This is a genomic window from Halovivax cerinus (assembly GCF_024498195.1).
In the GTDB taxonomy this organism is placed as follows: Archaea; Halobacteriota; Halobacteria; order Halobacteriales; family Natrialbaceae; genus Halovivax; species Halovivax cerinus.
In genome coordinates this window covers 1723371-1740682 of the sequence record NZ_CP101824.1, presented here as the reverse complement: position 1 = coordinate 1740682, position 17312 = coordinate 1723371, and the positions used below count along the sequence as shown (strand labels likewise).

Genomic DNA, 17312 nt, shown 5'->3' with positions numbered 1-17312 from the left:
GTTTATTTAGGTTAACCTAAAACCATGACACAGCAACGACGATATGGCGGACGTCGAACCTTTCTCGCCAGCTCGGCGGCGCTCGGATCGGTCGGGCTGGCCGGTTGTGGGGGACTGATCGGCGATCCCGACGACGGCGACGACGACGGCGACGACTTCTTCGGACAGATCGGCTCCGGACGGGGCTTTCCGGAACCCGGCGGTACGCCGATGGACGACCTGCCAGATCTGGCGGGCGAACTCGTCCTCTACAACGCCCGCGGGCAGGCACTCGTCGGCGAATTGCTCTCCCACCTCGAATCCCGGTACGACGACTTCACGGTCGAGGAGAATCCCGGCGGCTCGGCCGACCTCGTCAACCTGATCTTAGAGGAGGGGTCGGCGACGCCCGCCGACGTCTTCTTCACCGTCAACTCCGGGGCGCTCGGGACGCTCGCGGACGAGGGACGCACCCGATCGCTCTCGAGTGACGTGACCGGGATGGTCGCCAACGAGACGTTCGCCACGGACGACTGGGTCGGGACCTCCGGACGAGCCCGAACGATCCCCTACAACACCGACGCCTACGACGAGAGCGAGATTCCGGACTCGATCGACGCCTTCGCGGGCGACTTCGACGGTCAGCTGGGCTGGGCGCCCTCCTACGGCTCGTTCCAGGGCTTCGTCACGTCCATGCGGATCCTCGATGGCGACGAGGCGACGAAGGCGTGGCTCGAAGGCGTCCTCGATTCGGGCGTCCAGGAGTACAGCTACGAGTCCGAGGTCACCAGGGCGGTCGCCAGCGGCGAGATCGACGCCGGGTTCGCCAACCACTACTACATCCAGCGCCATCTGGCCGGGAACCCCGACGCGCCAGTGTCGACGGCGTTCACCGACGGCGACGCGGGCGCGACCTTCGACGTCGCCGGCGCCACGGTTATCGACCAGTCCGATCAGCCCGAACTCGCCGAGAATTTCGTCCGCCACCTCCTCTCGGGGGAGGCCCAGGCGTACTTCGCGGGCCGGACGTACGAGTACCCCGTCATCGAGGGAGTCGACCCCGTCGGCGAACTCCCGAGCGCCGACGAACTGAACACTCCCGACGTCGACCCGACACAACTTTCAGACGTCGAGGGGACGATCGAACTCATGCGCGACGCAGGCGTCCCGGTCTGAGCGAGCGTCACTCCCCACTCAATTCGTGTCCCAGCCCCGTTCCCCATCCCGACTACTCCTCGACTGCGGTCGCCAGTCCGTCCGGCGCGGCCGCCGATTCGGCCGTCGCCTCGTTGCGGGCGAACTGACGTCGACGGACCGCTACCGCCTGCTCGCACTCACCGTCTCACTCCTCGCGGGGCTGGCGGTGTTCGTCCTCGCCACGCGCCTCTTTCCGTACCACTCGACCAACGACGACGAGGCCGTCTACCTGCTGCAGGCCGCGATGCTCCTGGAGGGGCAGGTGGAGCTCCATGCGGGCCCACTCGCCGACGCCGTCCGTCCCTGGTTCTTCGTCCAGGACGGCGGCCGCCTCTATCCGAAGTACAGTCCGGTTCCCTCGGGGATGTTCGCAATCTCGATGGCGCTCTTCGGCGAACCGCGAGTGACGCTCGCGGTCGTGGCGGCGGGTAACGCGGCGCTGGTCTACGTCCTTGGATCGGCGATCTTCGACCGCTCGGTCGGCGTCGTCGCCGCAGCCGTCTTCGCCGCTTCGCCGCTCGCGCTGCTCACCTCCTCGGTATTTTTACCCTACGCGCCGACGACGTTCCTGAACCTGCTGTTCGCCGTCGCCTACCTCCGCGGCGTCCGCACCGCCTCGCTCCCGAGCGCCGCGGCGGCGGGCGTCGCCGTCGGGCTGGCCTTTTTCGCCCGACCGTACACGGCGGTGCTGTTCGCCACACCGTTCGTCGCCCACGCGCTGTGGCAGGTCGTGGCGACCGTCCGTCGCGAGGGCGTCGGCGCCGTCCGGCGTCCGCTCCCCGATCCGATTCGGCGCAACGTGCTCACGGGCGTGCTCGGGCTCTCGTTCGTCGCGCTGACGCTCGCGTACAACGCCCGCGTCACCGGCTCGCCGCTCGTGTTCCCCTACCAGGCGTTCGCCCCCATGGACGGCCCCGGCTTCGGCCGTCGGGAGTTGCTGGACCACAGCATCGACTACACGCCGACGCTCGCGCTCGAATCGAACGGGTACGTCCTTCAGTACTACGCGGCCCGCTGGATGACCGCGGGCCCGCTCGGCACACTCCTGGCCGTCTGCGGGCTCGGACTCGCCGTTCGCCGGTGGATACCGGACGGCATCCTCACGACGGGTAGCGCCGACGACGCCGGTCACCGTCGGACCGCCGGCGTCCTCCTCGCCGGTGTCCTGCCGGCGGTCGTTCTCGGGAATCTGGCGTTCTGGGGGAACCGAAACGCGCTCGCGACCATGACCGACCCGACCGACGGCCTCATCTCGCAGTTCGGGCCGTACTACTACTTCGACACACTCCCCGTCCTCGCGGTGTTCGCGGGGGTCGCACTCGTCGCAGCCTGGCGGACCCTCCGTCGCGGACGCGTCCACGCGTGGCTGGCCGCGCACACCTCAACGAACGGTGCGCGGCGGGTGGCCATCGCCGTCGCGCTCGTGAGTGCGCTCGCGATCGGCGGCGCCAACGCCGCGATCGTCTCGACACCGGTCGAGCGCCACGCCGAACACACCGAGACGTTCGAGACGGCCTACGAACCGTTCGAGGAGGCGGACCTCGAGAACGCACTCGTGTTCCTCCCGCCGGAGTACGGGCAGTGGCTCGGCCACCCGTTCCAGGCGCTGCGCAACGACCCAGGCCTCGACGGCGAAGTGGTGTACGCCCTGGACGGCGGCGTCGAACGAGACTTCGCGGTGTTAGACGCCTATCCCGAGCGCACCTACTACCGCTACGCCGCCCACGGCGAGTGGTCGCCCGACCCCGACGACGAGTACGTGCCGACGCTCCAGGAGGTAACGCTCCGGGAGGGCACGAGCGTCGACGGCGAAACCCGCGTCGGCACCCTCACCACCGTCGAGAGTGCGATCGTACGCCTCGAAACGTCCGACGGCGAGACGGCCACCCACCGGGTACACGAGCCCGGCGACGCGGTTACCGTCGAGTGGCGAGTCACGGACGGTCGCGCCGAACTGGTAACCGTCGACGACGGGACCGGCTCCAACGAGACGGCGGGCGATGGAGCGGAGTCGGCCGAGTCCGCCGATGACGGGGCGGAGTCGGCTGAGTCCGCCGAAAACGGGGCGGGGTCGACCGAGACGGTCGAGAACGGGTCGGTCGCGCTCGAGGAAGTCGACGAGTTGGCCCTCACGGTGACGATGTACGAGACGGCCGGGTCGTCGCTCACCTACCGCCAGGAGGTCCCCGTGCGGAGTACCGACGAGGCCGTCGAGGTGCTCTGGCCGGCGGAGCGAACCGTGTGCACGCTCGTCTCGCGGTGTGCGGACGAGGGAACCTACGTCCCCGGACAGCCCGACCTGTACCTCGACGGCGTCTCCTTCGAGACCGAGCTGGACGTTCGGGAGTGAACGGACGTTGACGAGGCGGGAGTCTCGCCCGAGTCGTTGCAATCGTCGCTGTGGGACAGGTGACGCACTGTCGGGTCGAGGGGACAAAAACAGCGACGTCGACGCGACCGGTTACCGGAACCGCTCTTCGAGGGCGACCTTCACGATGGATTTCGCGATGGCGGCACCCCCCTGGAGCGGGTCGAGTTTCGTCTCGCCGGCGCGCTCGCCGTAGGCGATCGGGTGTTCGCGGATATCGTAGCCGCGCATCAGGGGCCGAATCAGCAGTTCCGCCGAGAGGCCGGTGTTCTCGGTCCACTCGATGTCCTCGACGACCGTGCGGCGGTACGCGCGCATTCCCGTCGTGGTGTCGTGGACGCGAGTGCCCATGAGGACGCTCGCGACGGCGGCGAAGGCGTGGTTGCCGAAGCGGTTGAACGCGGGCATCGCCTCGGCGCCGTGGTAGAGGCGGTCACCGCTGACGACGTCGTAGCCCTCGTTGATCAGTTCGAGGAACTCGGGCAGCTGCTCCATCGGGTAGGTGTCGTCACAGTCGGTCGTGACGACGATTGGGCGGTCGGGTGCCAGGATCGCCTCCCGGACGGCGACGCCGTAGCCCTGCGGTTCCTGTTCGATCACCGTGGCGCCGCGCTCGCGAGCGATCTCGGGCGTCCGGTCGCTGGACCCGTCGACGCAGACTACCTCGGCCTCGCCGTCGGTCACCTCTGCAATGTCGTCGAGGACGGTGCCGATGGCCGCCTCCTCGTTGTAGGTTCCCATCACGACGCTCACGTCGGCGAAGGTGAACGCGTCGTCCGTCGCGGCCGTCTCGGCTCCAGCCCCTGTAGCGGCTGACTCGGTTCCAGCCCCTGTATCGTCCGTCGCAGCTCCAACCCCGGCATCGGTCGTCTCGGTGCTCGTTGCTTCCTCGGTTGTGCCGGGATCGGTGTCTACCGGCGTCGATCCGCCAGCGTCGGTCGGTTCTTCGTCGGTGCCGCCGTCCGTCGAGTCCGCATCGAGGGTACTCATTGCCGGTACTCTCGGCCGGCCGGCCTTATATTTTTAGGTTTGCCTAAACAATCGCTGAGCGTCACAGCGCCGCCTCGACGTGGTCGGCGCACCTGAGCGCGACCGCGGCGATTGTCAGGGTGGGGTTCAGCGCGCCGGCGGTGGGGAAGACACTGCTGGAGGCGATCCAACAGTTATCGAGATCGTGGGTTCGCAGATCGGGGCCGACGACGCTCTCGGCGGGGTCGGTCCCCATCCGGGTGGTACCCATGTGGTGGTTCGCGGGGATGGTGCGGTCGGGGCCCTCCTGGTAGGTGATCTCCGCGCCCAGTTCCTCGAGGATGGCTTCCTGCACCTGGTTCGCACGGGCGAGCGTGTTGCGGGCGCGCTCGCCGACGGACCAGTGGACGTGCGGGGCCGGATTGCCGCGGTCGTCGGTCCGTTCGGGGTCGAGCGCGACGTAGCTGTCCTCGCGGGGGAGTTGCTCGACCAGCGCGCCGACGGCGACGTGGCGGCCGTACTCCCCGCGGATGCGCTCCAGCAGGTCGTCGCCCCAGTCGTCGCCGGTGAGCGCGAGCCCGACCGGCGTGGGACCGGCGTAGTTGAAGAACTCGAGTTTGAACGGCCCCACCTCGTCGTCCGCGTCGTCGTAGAACTGCTGGGACTCGCTGGTGAGAAAGCCGACGTGGTGCTGGCGCGTCGGTTCGTCGAGGACGCCCCAGGTGCCGGCGAACAGGTGGTCCATGAAGTACCGACCGACCACTCCGCTGGAGTTGGCGAGACCGTCGGGGTAGTGCGACGACTCCGAGAGCAAGAGGAGTCGGGGCGTCTCGACGCCGCCCGCTGCGAGGACGAACGCGTCGGCTTCCTGCCGGTGGGTCGCCCCGCCCGGGGTCGCGTACACCGCTGCGGTGATTCGATCGGCGTCGTGGTCGAGGCGCTGGACGGGGGCCCGATCGATCACGCTCGCGCCGTGGTCCTCGGCGCGCTCGACGTGGACGGTCGCGTCGTACTTCGCCCCGGAGGGACAGACCGGTTGACAGGTGCCGTAGCCGACGCAGGCGCTCCGGCCGTCGTATCCCTCGGAGTTGCGAGCGTTGGGCACCGAGTGCGTGTCGATTTCCAGCACTTCGCAGGCCTCGGCGAACAGCGAGTCGCTGTAGGAAGGTGGAAAGGCGGGCATCGGGTGGGGTTCCTCGCGCGGCGGGGCGTGGGGGTTGTCGCTGGCGCCGGCCACGCCGAGTTCGGACTCGGCGGCGGCGTAGTACGGTCGCAGGTTCGCGTAGTCGATTGGCCAGTCGACACCGACGCCGCGGGCGCTCCGTGAGGCGAAGTCGTCCTCGTGAAGCCGCATCACCATCCCCTGCCAGTGGAGCGTCGTGCCGCCGACACCCTTGACGCGAGCGCGGTTCAGCGGGTAGTGGGCGTCGCCGGAGGCGCCGTAGGCGTCGCGTTCGGGGTCCCCATCCCAGACGGCTTCACGGCCGGCCGACGGCCGGAGAAATCGTTCCTGGCGCGCGCGACGGTCCGCCGGGTCGAACCGTGGACCGGCCTCCAGGACGACCACCTCCTTCCCGGCCGCTGCCAGCCGATTCGCTACCAGCGCGCCGGCGGGGCCAGCACCGACGACGCAAACGTCGGCGTCCGCAACCGGGGTGCGGTCGCTCGCCCCGGCAGTCGGTTCGGCCGTCTCGGCGGGCGGCCAATCGCTCACGGCGTCGGCCCCCGCTGGTAGCTCCCGGTACCACCGGGGTGGCCCGGCGGGTTCTCGATACCGACCAGTTCGCCGCCGGCCGGTGAGGCGTACAACGCGAGCAGCAACTCGTTGACCACGTAGTAGCGAATCCGCTCGACCTCGGTACCGTCAGGGTTCTCCGACGCGGTCGCCACGCCCGCCGCCCGCAGCAGGTCGTCACGCTCCGCGATCGAGAGGTCGGTGAACGACGCGTCGTGACGCGCCGAGGCGTAGTCATCGAGGATGTCCACGGCTTCACGGACGCCGGCAGCGTGAGCCTCGTCGTCGAGGCGACCGTCGAGGAACGTCTCGACGAACTCGTCGACGCCGCTCACCGCGTCGGGGTAGACCACCTCGGCGGCGGCGACCATCGCCCGGCGTAGATCGCCGTCTTCCCCGGGGTCGCTTTCGTGCAGGTGTGTACCCACGGCAACGGCGCCGGCACCGGTTCCGACTGCAGCCAGCGCGGCGACCGCGTCCCGCCGTGACAGCTCCATGCGGGAGATTAGGCAAACCTAAACCTTATATTCGTTGGAACGCCTCCGAACGAGTGAACCCGGTCGACGAACGCGGTCGGGGCGATATCGGGCACGAACCGACGACTGGAAGTGGCCGCAGGCGGAGCACCCGACACGAACGGTCGACGGAGACGCGTCGAGTTATCGGGTGTCGAACCACACGCCGAGCGGGGAATCCCCGAGCACACAGCCATGAACGTTCCACACGTGCGCACGAATCGCGGCGAGGGAGAGGGCCTGCCGATCGGTTTGACGTTGCTGTCCGGAGCGGTCGCCGCGAGCATGCTGATGCCGATTAGCTGGTTAGTTTTCGAGGTACTCACGGTCGATCCCGGTCAGGTCTGGTCGGACCTCACCCGGCCGCTCACGTTCGAGGTACTCACCAACAGTATCCTGCTGACAGTCGGCGTGACGACGCTGTCGATCCTGCTGGGGGTTCCGCTCGCGTGGCTGACCGTCCAGACGGACCTTCCGTTCCGGCGATTCTGGACGATCGTCGTCGCCCTGCCGCTCGTGATCCCGAGTTACATCGGCGCGTTCTCGTTCGTCTCGGCGTTCGGTCCGCGCGGGGAGTTCCAGTCGATCCTCGCACCGCTGGGCGTCGAGCAGATCCCGGAGATCTACGGCCTGCCGGGGTCGATCGCCGTCATCACGTTGTACACCTACCCGTACGTCTACCTGACGACGCGAGCGGGCCTACTTTCGTTCGACCGAACGCTGTTAGACGCCGCACGTACCCTAGAGCACGGGCGATGGGAGGCCTTTCGCCGGGTGACGTTCCCCCAGATCCGACCGGCCATCGCCGCCGGTTCGTTGCTCGCGGCGCTGTACGCCGTCTCGGACTTCGGGACACCCGCGATCATGCGCCTGCGGGTGTTCACCCGCCAGATCTACGTCACGTTCAACAGCTTCCAGTCGGAGTACGCCGCCGTCCTCTCGCTGCAATTACTCGCCATCGTCCTCGTGGTTCTGGCCCTGGAATCACGCGTCCGGTCGGGAGAACAAACGGGCGGCGACGGCGCGGGTCGCGGGGACGCCGCCGACCCGGCCGTCTCGCTCGGCGCGTGGCGCTGGCCGGCCACGCTGTTGCCCGCGGCGGTCTCTGGACTGGCGCTGTTGGTCCCGCTGTGGATCCTCGGCCTCTGGCTGGTGAATGCCGACCCGAACGCCAGCGCCTCGCTCGCGCTCCAGGGATTCCACGTGCTCAACTCGGTGAAGGTCGCCGCCGCGGCCGCCATCGTCGCCGTGCTGGCGGCCCTGCCCGTCGCCTACTTCGCGGCCCGTCACGACTCGCGGCTCTCGTCTCTCTTCGAACGGGGGACCTACGTCGGCTTCGCCGTACCGGGTATCGTCCTCGCGCTCGCGCTGGTCTCGGCGGCCACCACCTACGACGGGGTCCTCGGGACCCGATTCGACCTCGTTCCGACGATCTATCAGACGCTCCCACTGCTCGTGTTCGCCTACGTCGTCCGGTTCATGCCCCAGGCGGTCGGCACCATTCGAACGAACACGCTCCAGGTCGATCCAAAACTCACCGAGGCCGCCCGGACGCTGGGGTCCTCGCCGTTTGCCGCCTTTCGCTCGATCACCCTCCCGCTCGTCCGTCCGGGCATCGTCGCTGGCGCCGCACTGGTGTTCCTGACGGCGATGAAGGAGCTCCCGGTGACCTTGCTGCTCCAGCCGCTGGGATACGAGAACCTCGTCACGCTCATCTGGGAGGCCCAGGAGCAGGCGTTCTACCAGTACGCCGTTATTCCCTCGATCATCCTGCTGGTCGTCTCCGGCCTCTCGATGGTCGTCCTCCTCTCCCAGGGCGGACGCGAGGGGCTCTAGTCGGAGCGTCCCGCGCCGTCGATCGGCTCCACCACCGACGGATCGTCGACCGACGGGTCGTTCACCGCCGTCGAGACGGGGTAGGCTACCATCGAATCGGACGGGTGCGGGTCCAGCCGCGCCACCGGATCCGCATCGCGCAGCCACCGCCGTTCGTCGTCGGATGCTACGATCGCCGGCATGCGATCGTGCAACTCGGCGACCAGGTCGTTCGGACGCATCGTCACGATCGTCACGGTTTCCACCAGGCGATCGTCGTCGGAGTCGGTCTCGATACCCCCACCGAATGCGTCGAGCCCAGCCTGCGAGTCGTCCGACGGCGGTTCCCGTCGCTCCCACAGACCCGCCATCGCGAACGGACGGTCGTCCTCGAAGGCGATTCGGTAGGGCTGGTTGCCGGTCTCCGTGGGCGCCCACTCGTAGAAACCGTCGGCCAGCACGAGACACCGACCACGGGCGGGCGTCTCGCGGTCGGACGCGAGCGCGTCGTCACCCGATCGCCCACCGTCGCTCCGCGTCACGTACGCCGAGCGAAACGCTCGCGTCTCGGCGAGCGTCTCCGCCCGGGCGTTTATCAGCCGGTCGCTCGTTCCGTCGGCCCACGACGGGACGAATCCCCACTCCAGCTGACGAATCGTCTCCGGCGCTTCGTCCGTGACGACCGGAACGGACTGACCCGGCGCGGCGTTGTACGTCGGGGTGAACGACCGCTCGAACCGCGCGTCGAACCGGGATTCCAGCTCTTCCGGCGGGACGAACAGCGAGTACCGGCCACACATACCCCGTACTCGGTCGGCCAGTACCGAAATCGTGTCGGCCGTCCGCGGCCTGGCGTGGCGGGCGGACCCGAGAAACGAGTCGGTAGCGCCGCGGTATAGCGGAGTCGAACCGGTAAATCGGTCCCTTCGACGAACGGACGGACGGTAAGCCGTCCGTACCCTTGTACGGTCGTCGGGAGGTGCCGCCCATGGACACGACGCGAGACCGTGGGGGCGAGACCTGCGAATTCGTGGTCAGTGCGGACGGACGGCTCGAGCTTCGGGATCCGGACCGGCCGGACCGGTGGCTCTCGACGGATCGGCCGGTCGAAATCGTGCGGTGACCGACGACCCCTCGCGGCGGAGATCGCACCTACGAGGAGGCCGCGCCCTCGGCGTACGCCTCGACGTTGGCCCAGACGTCCGCCATCACCTCACCCGTCATCTCGACGAGCGCCTCGATCTCGGGGCCGCAGTCGCCGGGCGCACAGCCCAGGTCGCGAATCGCCTTCGTCGTCGAGGCGTGATAGACGTGGACCTCGCCGTCGTCCTCCCACACGACGGTCGTGCAGGGTAACAACCCGGCGAGTTGCGGATCGATCTCCAGGGCGTCCTTCGCGATCTCGGCGTGACAGACGACGATCAGGGCCGTCTTCCTGATCTCCTCGCCGAGGACGCCCTCGACGTACTCGTCCAGGCGCGTGAGCGCGACGGTCTCGAACCCCTGGTACTCGTGTTCGAGCTGGACGTGCGCGACGGCGTCCTCGAACGGCAACTCGAGCGTGGTGTGGAGCGCTTCTTCGACCGTGGGCGCGGGTTTCGACGCAGCCATACCTTCACGGTAGTATCGAACCAATATTAATCGTCGGGAGCGAAGACAGTTGTTGCCTGTGTCGATCCGAATGGTCGGACAGAGAGACGCGGGTGTCCGCACGGCACAGTACGCAATCTGCGACAGACAGCGGGGAGACGGTCCGAGCCTGCGGCCTCGTTTCACACGGGCGATCAGTGCTGTGACTCGCGAGTTCAAATTCTGTTTGTTGCGTTTTCGCCGCCTGTTTGTTGCGTTTTCGTCGCTCGCGTATTGCTCGCGACAGAAAATACATCTCACGGCTGTCGCCGCTCGGCAACTCGCGATTCTCACTCACTCCGTTCGCTCCGAATCGCGCAACGCCAGGACAGGGCAACAAACCCAAGGTTTAACTCCAAGTCGTTTAAACAGAGAGTCATCATGCCTGATAAGCGCCGCGCGCTCGAGCGGCTTCGCGAACAGATCGAAGTCGGCGAGCGCGACGTCTCCGAGGCCGATCGGGAGTTGCTCCTGGAGTTCAGCGACGCCCTGGAACTCGTTCCCTCGCGGATCGGTGTCGATCGCCACGAGAAGCTGCTCCGGCACTGCACGATCCTCGCCGAACGAAGCGACGGCCTGGAGGACGTCCTCGAGGATCGCGAGGCCGCCGAGGCCGTCGTCCGCGTGATCCACCGCGAGTACGAGAACGTCGAGAGCAACAAGGACAACCGGAACGCGCTCCGCGCCTTCGGTCGCTTCCTTACGCCCGGCGACGACGTCCCCGAGAGCCTCGAGTGGATCCCGACCGGGACGTCGTCGAACTACAACCCGATCCCCGATCCGGGCGATATGCTCGACTGGGAGGACGACGTCCGTCCGATGATCGACGAAACGATGAACCCCCGCGACGCTGCCCTGATCGCCGTCGCGTGGGACGGTGGCCCCCGTTCCGGCGAGCTGCTCGATCTCACCGTCGGTGACGTCACCGACCACAAACACGGCCTGCAGATCACCGTCGACGGCAAGAAGGGCCAGCGGTCGATCACGCTCATCACGGCCGTCCCGTACCTCAACCGGTGGCTCTCCGAACACCCACGTCGCGACGACTCCAGCGCGCCCCTGTGGTGCAAGCTCCGAAGTGGTGAAGAGATCTCGTACCAGATGGCGCGCAAGATCCCGCGCGAGGCCGCCGACCGCGCCGGCGTCACGAAACCCGTCACGTTCACCAACTTCCGCAAGTCGTCGGCGTCCCACCTCGCGAGCCAGGGCGTCAACCAGGCCGTCCTCGAGGATCATCACGGATGGACGCGCGGGAGCCGAGCCGCCTCGCGATACATCTCCGTCTTCGCAGAGGCGAGCGATCGCGAGGTCGCCCGAGCCCACGGTCTCGACGTCGAGGTCGACGAACCTGACCCGATCGCCGCCGTCGAGTGTGACCGATGCGGTGAGAAGACCCCGCGAGATGAACCGTTCTGTATGTGGTGCCACCAGGCACTCGAACACGGCGCAGTCGACGAGATCGAGACCGAGCAGGACACCCAGCGCCGGCAGCTCCTCGGCCTCGCGAAGGAGAATCCCGAGCTCCTCGACAGTCTCGAAGAGCTCGAGCCGCTCGTCGAAGCGCTCGGCGGAGACCTGGACGTCATCGACACCGCCCGCCAGTTCGTCGAAGCCGCGGACGCCGACAGCTGAAGTGGCGCTCATGCGACGCCCCCCGTGTTTCCCGCCCGGTCGACTTCGCGCCGAACCTTCTCGAGGTCCGGCTCGCCGCCGTACTCGACGATCGCCGCGAGGGCGAGCGCCCGGACAAAGTCGTCGTTGCCGTGCTTGATGATCTTCACCAGCGTCTCTCGGTTCTCGCGGACGTATTCGTCGGGGTCTTTGGGTTGACTCATGCTTCACCTTCTTGCGTAACCCTGTCTCTCCAGGTTGGGGCACCGCGGCCGATCCACTGCTCGAGTGCAGGCCCGACGCGGCGCCACTCGGCGGCGCCGTGCCAGGAACACACCGGACTGTCGCAGTAGAAGTACACCGGGTGTTCGTACCCCTCCGTCCATCCATCCGGGACTGTAACCGGGTAGTCGCGCATCACCTCGTCGACGTGGTCCTCGAGCAGTGCTGCCGGCGCGAGGAGCAGCCCGATCGCGGTCCCACAATCGGGGCATGGCTCTCCAGGGATGACCTGATAGACGCTGTCCCACCGTTCCGGATCGGCTGGCGGGCGGTGGTCCTCGAGGGACGCCACCACCTGCGCTGGCGGTCGGTCGGGAATCGATTCGATTGGCTCAGTAGTGTGGGGTGTGCTCATCGTCGGTATTCGCGGTTAGAGCCGACGACAAGGGGAAAAACCTATCAGCACCCGGACCGAAGTTCCGGGTGACGATAGGCTCCTCGCCATCGTCGTCGGAAAACTTCCCCTCGTCAAAGGGAAGCTCCTCGTCGAGTTTCTCGACGTGGTCGGGGGTTGCATGGTGTGCGTACCCGGCCGCGTCGTTCCGTTCCTCAGGTGCCAGAGTCATCCTTACGTATCCTGTTGAGATTCGTAGACGTCGGCCATCTCGGCGATGAGGTCGTTAAACGAAACCGATTCGTACGGTTTCAGATCCTCGAGTCGCTGATGGAGCGACCGGCTGACATCGACGGTCGTTCTCTCGGGTTGGGCCTGTGCCATGGTCGAACCATGGATGTCCGGCATACTCCGTATGGTGCCGAAATCGTCGGTGAACGGGTACGTCGATCGGCGTGATGATCTTCGTCGATTGACGTCCTTTTCCACTCTCAATTTCTGAGAACGCAGTACTGCGGCGCGACCATAAGATACGCCTGCGGTAGTGTTCTCTCGCTTACGTATCATGGGTTCTGTTGTGGAATTCATCGGGGTGATAGGAATTCGCCATCTGCTCGAGGAGATCGTCCCAGCACTCGCCGCCCCGTTTCAGAGACTTGACTTTCTCGAACGTCCCTCGGTTGACCGTGATCGTCGTTCGTTCTTGGTCGGTCATAGTCGGTGGAAAATTCGACGAATTCGACTCGTAATAACATACTGAAGATCGACAGAACCACCTATCACTGCCTGTATCGGCGTTTTTGGAAATTCGCTTTCGGAAAGTGCCCACCGTGACCCGGGTCGAGATGTTCATGTTCTCGAACTCTGGTTTCTGAAGACTCCCTCGGCGATGTCGACGCCAAGTGCGCGCGCGTGAAGTCACATCCGAGTCGGTGCCCCCTGGCGATTCGGGTGTAACCACCGGCGCCGATCGCGAACTCCGGCGCACCGTTCACCTCGCCTCGGCCGTCGCGATCGACGGGCCGGCGCCGGCGAGCTCGAGCATCGCAGCGCAGCCGGGACACTCGAGGGCCAGGCGGACGGCGTCGCCGTTCGCGAACGCTGGGACGCGGCCCAGGTTCCCCTCAAGTCCCTCGCCACACTCCGGACAGGTGAGCGCGTCAGCCATCGGCCTCACCCGCCTCGAGCGCTTCGCCGCACTGGCGACAGAACCTATCGTCTCGATCGACGCTGGTCCCACACTGGGGACAGTACCCCGCCGACGCATCCCCGTCGTCCTCCACGGTCGACGTCACCGCTTGTTTTTCCTCGATTCGACGCTCGATTTTCGAGACCGTCCGCTCCCACTGAGGCTCGGAGCAGCAATTTTTCATCACAGTGAGGAGTAGCACCCGGATATACCGATCGCCCGACTCCAGGAACAGGTCGATGTACGGATCCGGGTTTTCTGCGATCTTTTCCTCGATCTCGTCGGGTTCTAAGAGCGCGTCACCCATCACGATCTCCCCCGATCTGAGTGAAGGAAATCATGCACTGCCACGCCCTCGATCGAGCATAATTTCACAGAGTAGTTGCATCGCGTCGTCGTCGGGGAAGGCCTCCTGGAGGCGCTCGAAGACGTCCCGCTGCTCTTCGGAGAGGGGTGTTGCGCTCATTGGGTGTCCTTGTCGGCTTCTTCACCGTCCAGAAGGGCCTGAGCGACCCAGTTAGCCGGCAAGTCGCTCGCAGCCAACTTCTCGAGACCAACTCGATTATCCTCAATGAACTGGTCCAGGCTTCTGGAATCGTTGTTTTCGAAGTTCTGGCGAGGAGTCCGCGTCATCAGTCGCCTCCGTCCGCGAGCATCCAAACTAGGGAGTTTCCGACCATCTTGCTTTTCACCTTCCCCTGCTCCTCCAACTGTCGAAGGCGGTAATCGGCCCCCTGTCGCGTCACACCAGTCTCTTCAGCTACTTCACTCGTCGCCGCGGGTTCGAATTCCCTGACTGCGTCGAGATACTCGTCTTCGGATCGGTTCACACCCAATAATCCTTGCTGCATGGTAAGTCGTTTGCGACACCCCCTTGTAAAGACTTGCCCCATAGCAAGAGTTAAGGCCCCTTGCCACATAGCAAGTAACAGAGGCAGACCGGTTCCTCGGGGCGTGTGGAACGCCCGGGTGATGGAACACCCGAGCCGGGCTGTCTTGGGAGACTAAAGCCCATGCAAGCAAACGACCACGCGACCGAAGAATGTACCGACCTCGAGGAGCGGGACGTCCGCGCCCTCGAGCAGTACCTGACCGTTCTCCCCCGCGCGCCGGACGTCTACGACGTCATCTCGGAGTCCGGGAGCAACTACGTCGTCGACGCCCGCGAGGGCGCCTGTACGTGCCCGGACTTCGAGTACCGTGACGTTCGCTGTAAACACCTGCGCCGCGTGGCCTTCGCCACGGGGCGCCGGCCGATCCCCACTGGCGTCGACCACGATCCCCAGCTCGGGATGCACGTCGACGACACCCCCGCGAAAGTCGTCGCCACGGACGGCGGCGAGGACGTCGTCGACCTGGCGGACGTCCACGGAGAGGCCGACTGGTCGCGCCATACCGAGCCGCGCGACCAGGGGGGCGCCGACTACTGGCGGTGTGCGGGCTGCCAGCGGGAGATCCTCGTCTCGATCGGACGCGACCAACTCACCCACGCTGATGGGTGCCCTGTCGCCGGCGAGGTAGACGAAAGCGCCGAACGCGAGGCTCCGACACGACACGAACCGGCCGACTTCGGCAGTGGCGAGTCCACGGGGGTTCAATCGCTATGACGGTCCAAACGACCTACACTGTCCGCCTGTCGCCTCGCCTTGCAGTTCAGACGACATCCGCTACCGTCGCGGAGATCGAGTCGGCTCACGGTGCGACCGTCACCGCCGTCACGGAGCGAGGCGACCAATGACTGACCTCGACGCGGACCAGCTCGTCGAGCGGACCGATACGGGCGTCTCGATCACCTCGAAGGTGACGCGCGGCACCGGCACCCGCGACCAGGACGTCCACACGGTGAAGGCGAAGGGCCACACCCTCACCGACGCGATCGCGAAGCACAAGGGCGCCATGCGATACCTGGAGGCGGAAGTAGTCGACGGCGCCCGCGAGCTCCAGCCCGCCGGCGAGGAGGTTGACGCATGACCGCGTGGCGTAGCCCGCTCGGCGGGCCGCGGTCATCGCCGGACCACTACCCGGCGGACGTCTCGGCCGACGATGTCGACCCCGACGAACCGGAGGCACCTGAGGACCCCGACCGAGTGTACGAGCAACACGTCGAGCGTGAGGGGTTCGACCGATGATGTCCTCCGCTGCGACGATCGAGGAGACGGTCCTCGAGGTCTCGATCACCGACGGTCGCGTCGCGATGAACGCCGACGTCGACGAAACGCTCTACATCCAAACACCCGACTTGACGCCGCTCGGTCCCGACGAGACCGCGATCGCGTTGAGTGTCGCCGGTGACGGCGCGACTGCGCGGATCGAGCTGGACCACGACGACGTTCGAGTGTTGGTCGACGTCCTGGAGGCGATCGATCGATGAGCGACGTCGACGAGTCCAAGCGCGCGGCCGACGCGCTCAGTGAGGTCACGCTCGCGATGGAGGATGTCGACCTGAACGCGCTGCTCGACGAGGACGTCCTCACGCTGCTGGAGTGCAAACAGACTCTCACGGGGATGTGTCTCCGGTATCGTCGCGACCAACAGGCGGCCGAACGCAACGCGGAGGGCGACAATGTTGAGTGACACCGTCGACTGTCAGTGCCCCGCGTGTACTGGTGACGAGACGATCGAGTGCGCCGTCTGCGGCGTCGAGCTCGCGACCGGGTGCTACTTCGAACTCGAGTACCCTGGCGATCGAGAAGCCGGCGCCGAGTCGAACCCCGGCTACACGGCCGACGTGCTCTGTGACCAGCACGCGGCTGCCGTCCGCAAGTTCATCGATCGGCTCGAAACTCCCGAGGAAGTCACCGCCGGCGATCGCGGAGTTATCCACGGGATCGTAGTCGACGAGGGCGTCGCGACGATGCCGACGATCTACGACCGCTACACCGCCGCTGTCCAGCAGCCGGTGACTGAGCGAACGGTCCGCAACTGGCTGGCCGACCTGGTCGGCGCCGGCCTCGTCGAGGCCGTTGGGGAGAACCGGGGGCGGAAGTACCGGTATACGAACGAGCAACCGCGAGTAGACTAATGAGTACGAACTACGACACCCCTGACAGTAGCACCGACACGGACACTTACGCGACCGACGGAGCCGGCGACGTCTCGATCGACGTCACATTCGAGCGGCCGTTCTACGACCTAATCCGCCTGGAGCTCGAGGACGACCGACTCGCTCACGAAACCGTCGAGGAGTTCGTCCGGGCCGCTGCGTGGTTTTTCCTCACCACCCGTCACAAGGAACACGAGCAGGAAGTTGAGGCGCTGGTGGGCGTCAGTGAGGACATCGCGAATCGGCTCGTTCTCCGCGCGAAATTCGAGCAGGAAAGCAAAGGGAAGGACCCCGAAACCGCGTGGTATGATACGGTCGACAGCTTCATCCAGGTCGCTCCTGTTCTCGAGGACCCAGCGGGGAAGGACGTCCGCGATCGCTTCGATGGAGGTGCCGATGGCGGCGAGTGAGCCAGCGGCCGACGAGAGCCGCGAGGACGTCCTCACGTTCGCCGGGAGCGGTGGCCGGTCGTATCACCGCCCGGTCGAACAGCCGGCGCTTCGTGGCGACGAGGAGCGTCTCGTGGCCGCCTGCGGACAGACCGGTCGGAACCCATTGCTGAAGGATCCCGACTTGATCGCGACGCACTACGACGCCTGTGCGAAGTGCTTCCCAGGTCATGACGATGCGGACGAATAGGTGAGAA

27 protein-coding genes are annotated in these 17312 nt (G+C 66.4%); 13 read left to right on the top strand and 14 right to left on the bottom strand.

Features of this window, described 5'->3' with window-relative positions:
- Nucleotides 1-24: 24 nt before the first annotated feature.
- Entirely contained in the window at nucleotides 25-1155 is a 1131-nt protein-coding gene (locus NO366_RS08080) for an extracellular solute-binding protein (protein WP_256533817.1), read from the top strand.
- A gap of 25 nt (nucleotides 1156-1180) precedes the next feature.
- Entirely contained in the window at nucleotides 1181-3526 is a 2346-nt protein-coding gene (locus NO366_RS08075; protein WP_256533816.1) for an ArnT family glycosyltransferase, read from the top strand.
- 111 nt (nucleotides 3527-3637) lie between these two features.
- Here NO366_RS08075 and NO366_RS08070 read toward each other — a convergent pair whose 3' ends face one another.
- The 3 genes from NO366_RS08070 to NO366_RS08060 all read right to left on the bottom strand — a co-directional run bounded on the left by NO366_RS08070 (nucleotide 3638) and on the right by NO366_RS08060 (nucleotide 6745).
- Nucleotides 3638-4285 (bottom strand): dolichyl-phosphate hexose transferase, encoded by a 648-nt coding sequence (locus tag NO366_RS08070; protein ID WP_484496880.1) that lies wholly within the window; start codon nucleotides 4283-4285, stop codon nucleotides 3638-3640.
- Nucleotides 4286-4595: 310 nt separating this feature from the next.
- A complete protein-coding gene (locus NO366_RS08065) occupies nucleotides 4596-6227 on the bottom strand; it encodes a GMC family oxidoreductase (RefSeq protein WP_256533815.1) in 1632 nt (543 codons plus the stop codon).
- Nucleotides 6224-6745, bottom strand: a complete 522-nt coding sequence (locus NO366_RS08060; RefSeq protein WP_256533814.1) for a gluconate 2-dehydrogenase subunit 3 family protein — start codon at nucleotides 6743-6745, stop codon at nucleotides 6224-6226. Before NO366_RS08060 ends, NO366_RS08065 begins: the two co-directional genes overlap by 4 nt.
- Before the next feature lie 213 nt (nucleotides 6746-6958).
- Here NO366_RS08060 and NO366_RS08055 point away from each other — a divergent pair, with 213 nt between their 5' ends.
- Complete coding sequence (locus tag NO366_RS08055) at nucleotides 6959-8599, top strand: ABC transporter permease (protein WP_256533813.1); 1641 nt, start codon at nucleotides 6959-6961, stop codon at nucleotides 8597-8599.
- On the opposite strand, the gene NO366_RS08050 is transcribed toward NO366_RS08055, so the two are convergent.
- Together NO366_RS08050 and NO366_RS08045 are read right to left on the bottom strand one after the other, a co-directional pair.
- Complete coding sequence (locus tag NO366_RS08050) at nucleotides 8596-9378, bottom strand: SOS response-associated peptidase (RefSeq protein ID WP_256533812.1); 783 nt, start codon at nucleotides 9376-9378, stop codon at nucleotides 8596-8598. The two genes, NO366_RS08055 and NO366_RS08050, sit on opposite strands and share 4 nt — an antisense overlap.
- Nucleotides 9379-9730: 352 nt before the next feature.
- Nucleotides 9731-10189, bottom strand: a complete 459-nt coding sequence (locus NO366_RS08045) for a DUF302 domain-containing protein (RefSeq protein WP_256533811.1) — start codon at nucleotides 10187-10189, stop codon at nucleotides 9731-9733.
- 399 nt (nucleotides 10190-10588) lie between these two features.
- On the opposite strand from NO366_RS08045, the gene NO366_RS08040 reads away from it, so the two are divergent.
- Nucleotides 10589-11839, top strand: coding sequence for a tyrosine-type recombinase/integrase (locus NO366_RS08040; protein WP_256533810.1), 1251 nt, complete (start codon nucleotides 10589-10591; stop codon nucleotides 11837-11839).
- Nucleotides 11840-11847: 8 nt separating this feature from the next.
- Here NO366_RS08040 and NO366_RS08035 read toward each other — a convergent pair whose 3' ends face one another.
- From NO366_RS08035 to NO366_RS07995, 9 genes are all read right to left on the bottom strand, one after another.
- Nucleotides 11848-12042, bottom strand: a complete 195-nt coding sequence (locus tag NO366_RS08035; RefSeq protein WP_256533809.1) for a hypothetical protein — start codon at nucleotides 12040-12042, stop codon at nucleotides 11848-11850.
- The gene (locus tag NO366_RS08030) at nucleotides 12039-12455 is read right to left on the bottom strand and encodes a hypothetical protein (RefSeq protein ID WP_256533808.1); all 417 of its coding nucleotides are present in this window, start codon (nucleotides 12453-12455) and stop codon (nucleotides 12039-12041) included. Before NO366_RS08030 ends, NO366_RS08035 begins: the two co-directional genes overlap by 4 nt.
- Nucleotides 12433-12666, bottom strand: coding sequence for a hypothetical protein (locus NO366_RS08025; protein ID WP_256533807.1), 234 nt, complete (start codon nucleotides 12664-12666; stop codon nucleotides 12433-12435). The genes NO366_RS08030 and NO366_RS08025 overlap by 23 nt, the downstream gene beginning before the upstream one ends.
- A gap of 2 nt (nucleotides 12667-12668) precedes the next feature.
- Complete coding sequence (locus NO366_RS08020) at nucleotides 12669-12842, bottom strand: DUF7557 family protein (protein ID WP_256533806.1); 174 nt, start codon at nucleotides 12840-12842, stop codon at nucleotides 12669-12671.
- Between the two features lie 148 nt (nucleotides 12843-12990).
- Nucleotides 12991-13149, bottom strand: coding sequence for a hypothetical protein (locus NO366_RS08015; RefSeq protein ID WP_256533805.1), 159 nt, complete (start codon nucleotides 13147-13149; stop codon nucleotides 12991-12993).
- A gap of 276 nt (nucleotides 13150-13425) precedes the next feature.
- Nucleotides 13426-13602 (bottom strand): hypothetical protein, encoded by a 177-nt coding sequence (locus tag NO366_RS08010; RefSeq protein ID WP_256533804.1) that lies wholly within the window; start codon nucleotides 13600-13602, stop codon nucleotides 13426-13428.
- Complete coding sequence (locus tag NO366_RS08005) at nucleotides 13595-13930, bottom strand: zinc ribbon domain-containing protein (RefSeq protein WP_256533803.1); 336 nt, start codon at nucleotides 13928-13930, stop codon at nucleotides 13595-13597. Before NO366_RS08005 ends, NO366_RS08010 begins: the two co-directional genes overlap by 8 nt.
- Nucleotides 13931-13960: 30 nt before the next feature.
- Nucleotides 13961-14089: a hypothetical protein gene (locus NO366_RS08000; RefSeq protein ID WP_256533802.1), complete on the bottom strand. Its 129-nt coding sequence runs from the start codon at nucleotides 14087-14089 to the stop codon at nucleotides 13961-13963.
- Nucleotides 14090-14255: 166 nt separating this feature from the next.
- Nucleotides 14256-14474 (bottom strand): winged helix-turn-helix domain-containing protein, encoded by a 219-nt coding sequence (locus NO366_RS07995; RefSeq protein ID WP_256533801.1) that lies wholly within the window; start codon nucleotides 14472-14474, stop codon nucleotides 14256-14258.
- Between the two features lie 162 nt (nucleotides 14475-14636).
- Here NO366_RS07995 and NO366_RS07990 point away from each other — a divergent pair, with 162 nt between their 5' ends.
- From NO366_RS07990 to NO366_RS07950, 9 genes are read left to right on the top strand one after another with little or no spacing between them, the layout of a single operon-like run.
- On the top strand, nucleotides 14637-15230 hold the full coding sequence (locus tag NO366_RS07990) for a DUF8118 domain-containing protein (protein ID WP_256533800.1): 594 nt from the start codon (nucleotides 14637-14639) through the stop codon (nucleotides 15228-15230).
- A complete protein-coding gene (locus NO366_RS07985; RefSeq protein ID WP_256533799.1) occupies nucleotides 15227-15361 on the top strand; it encodes a hypothetical protein in 135 nt (44 codons plus the stop codon). Before NO366_RS07990 ends, NO366_RS07985 begins: the two co-directional genes overlap by 4 nt.
- Nucleotides 15358-15594 (top strand): DUF7389 domain-containing protein, encoded by a 237-nt coding sequence (locus tag NO366_RS07980; RefSeq protein ID WP_256533798.1) that lies wholly within the window; start codon nucleotides 15358-15360, stop codon nucleotides 15592-15594. Before NO366_RS07985 ends, NO366_RS07980 begins: the two co-directional genes overlap by 4 nt.
- A complete protein-coding gene (locus tag NO366_RS07975; RefSeq protein WP_256533797.1) occupies nucleotides 15591-15752 on the top strand; it encodes a hypothetical protein in 162 nt (53 codons plus the stop codon). Before NO366_RS07980 ends, NO366_RS07975 begins: the two co-directional genes overlap by 4 nt.
- Entirely contained in the window at nucleotides 15749-15994 is a 246-nt protein-coding gene (locus NO366_RS07970) for a hypothetical protein (protein WP_256533796.1), read from the top strand. Before NO366_RS07975 ends, NO366_RS07970 begins: the two co-directional genes overlap by 4 nt.
- Nucleotides 15991-16197: a hypothetical protein gene (locus tag NO366_RS07965; RefSeq protein WP_256533795.1), complete on the top strand. Its 207-nt coding sequence runs from the start codon at nucleotides 15991-15993 to the stop codon at nucleotides 16195-16197. The genes NO366_RS07970 and NO366_RS07965 overlap by 4 nt, the downstream gene beginning before the upstream one ends.
- Nucleotides 16190-16645 (top strand): hypothetical protein, encoded by a 456-nt coding sequence (locus NO366_RS07960; RefSeq protein ID WP_256533794.1) that lies wholly within the window; start codon nucleotides 16190-16192, stop codon nucleotides 16643-16645. The genes NO366_RS07965 and NO366_RS07960 overlap by 8 nt, the downstream gene beginning before the upstream one ends.
- Nucleotides 16645-17076 (top strand): hypothetical protein, encoded by a 432-nt coding sequence (locus NO366_RS07955; protein WP_256533793.1) that lies wholly within the window; start codon nucleotides 16645-16647, stop codon nucleotides 17074-17076. The genes NO366_RS07960 and NO366_RS07955 overlap by 1 nt, the downstream gene beginning before the upstream one ends.
- Nucleotides 17063-17305, top strand: coding sequence for a hypothetical protein (locus tag NO366_RS07950; RefSeq protein WP_256533792.1), 243 nt, complete (start codon nucleotides 17063-17065; stop codon nucleotides 17303-17305). The genes NO366_RS07955 and NO366_RS07950 overlap by 14 nt, the downstream gene beginning before the upstream one ends.
- Nucleotides 17306-17312: the final 7 nt, after the last annotated feature.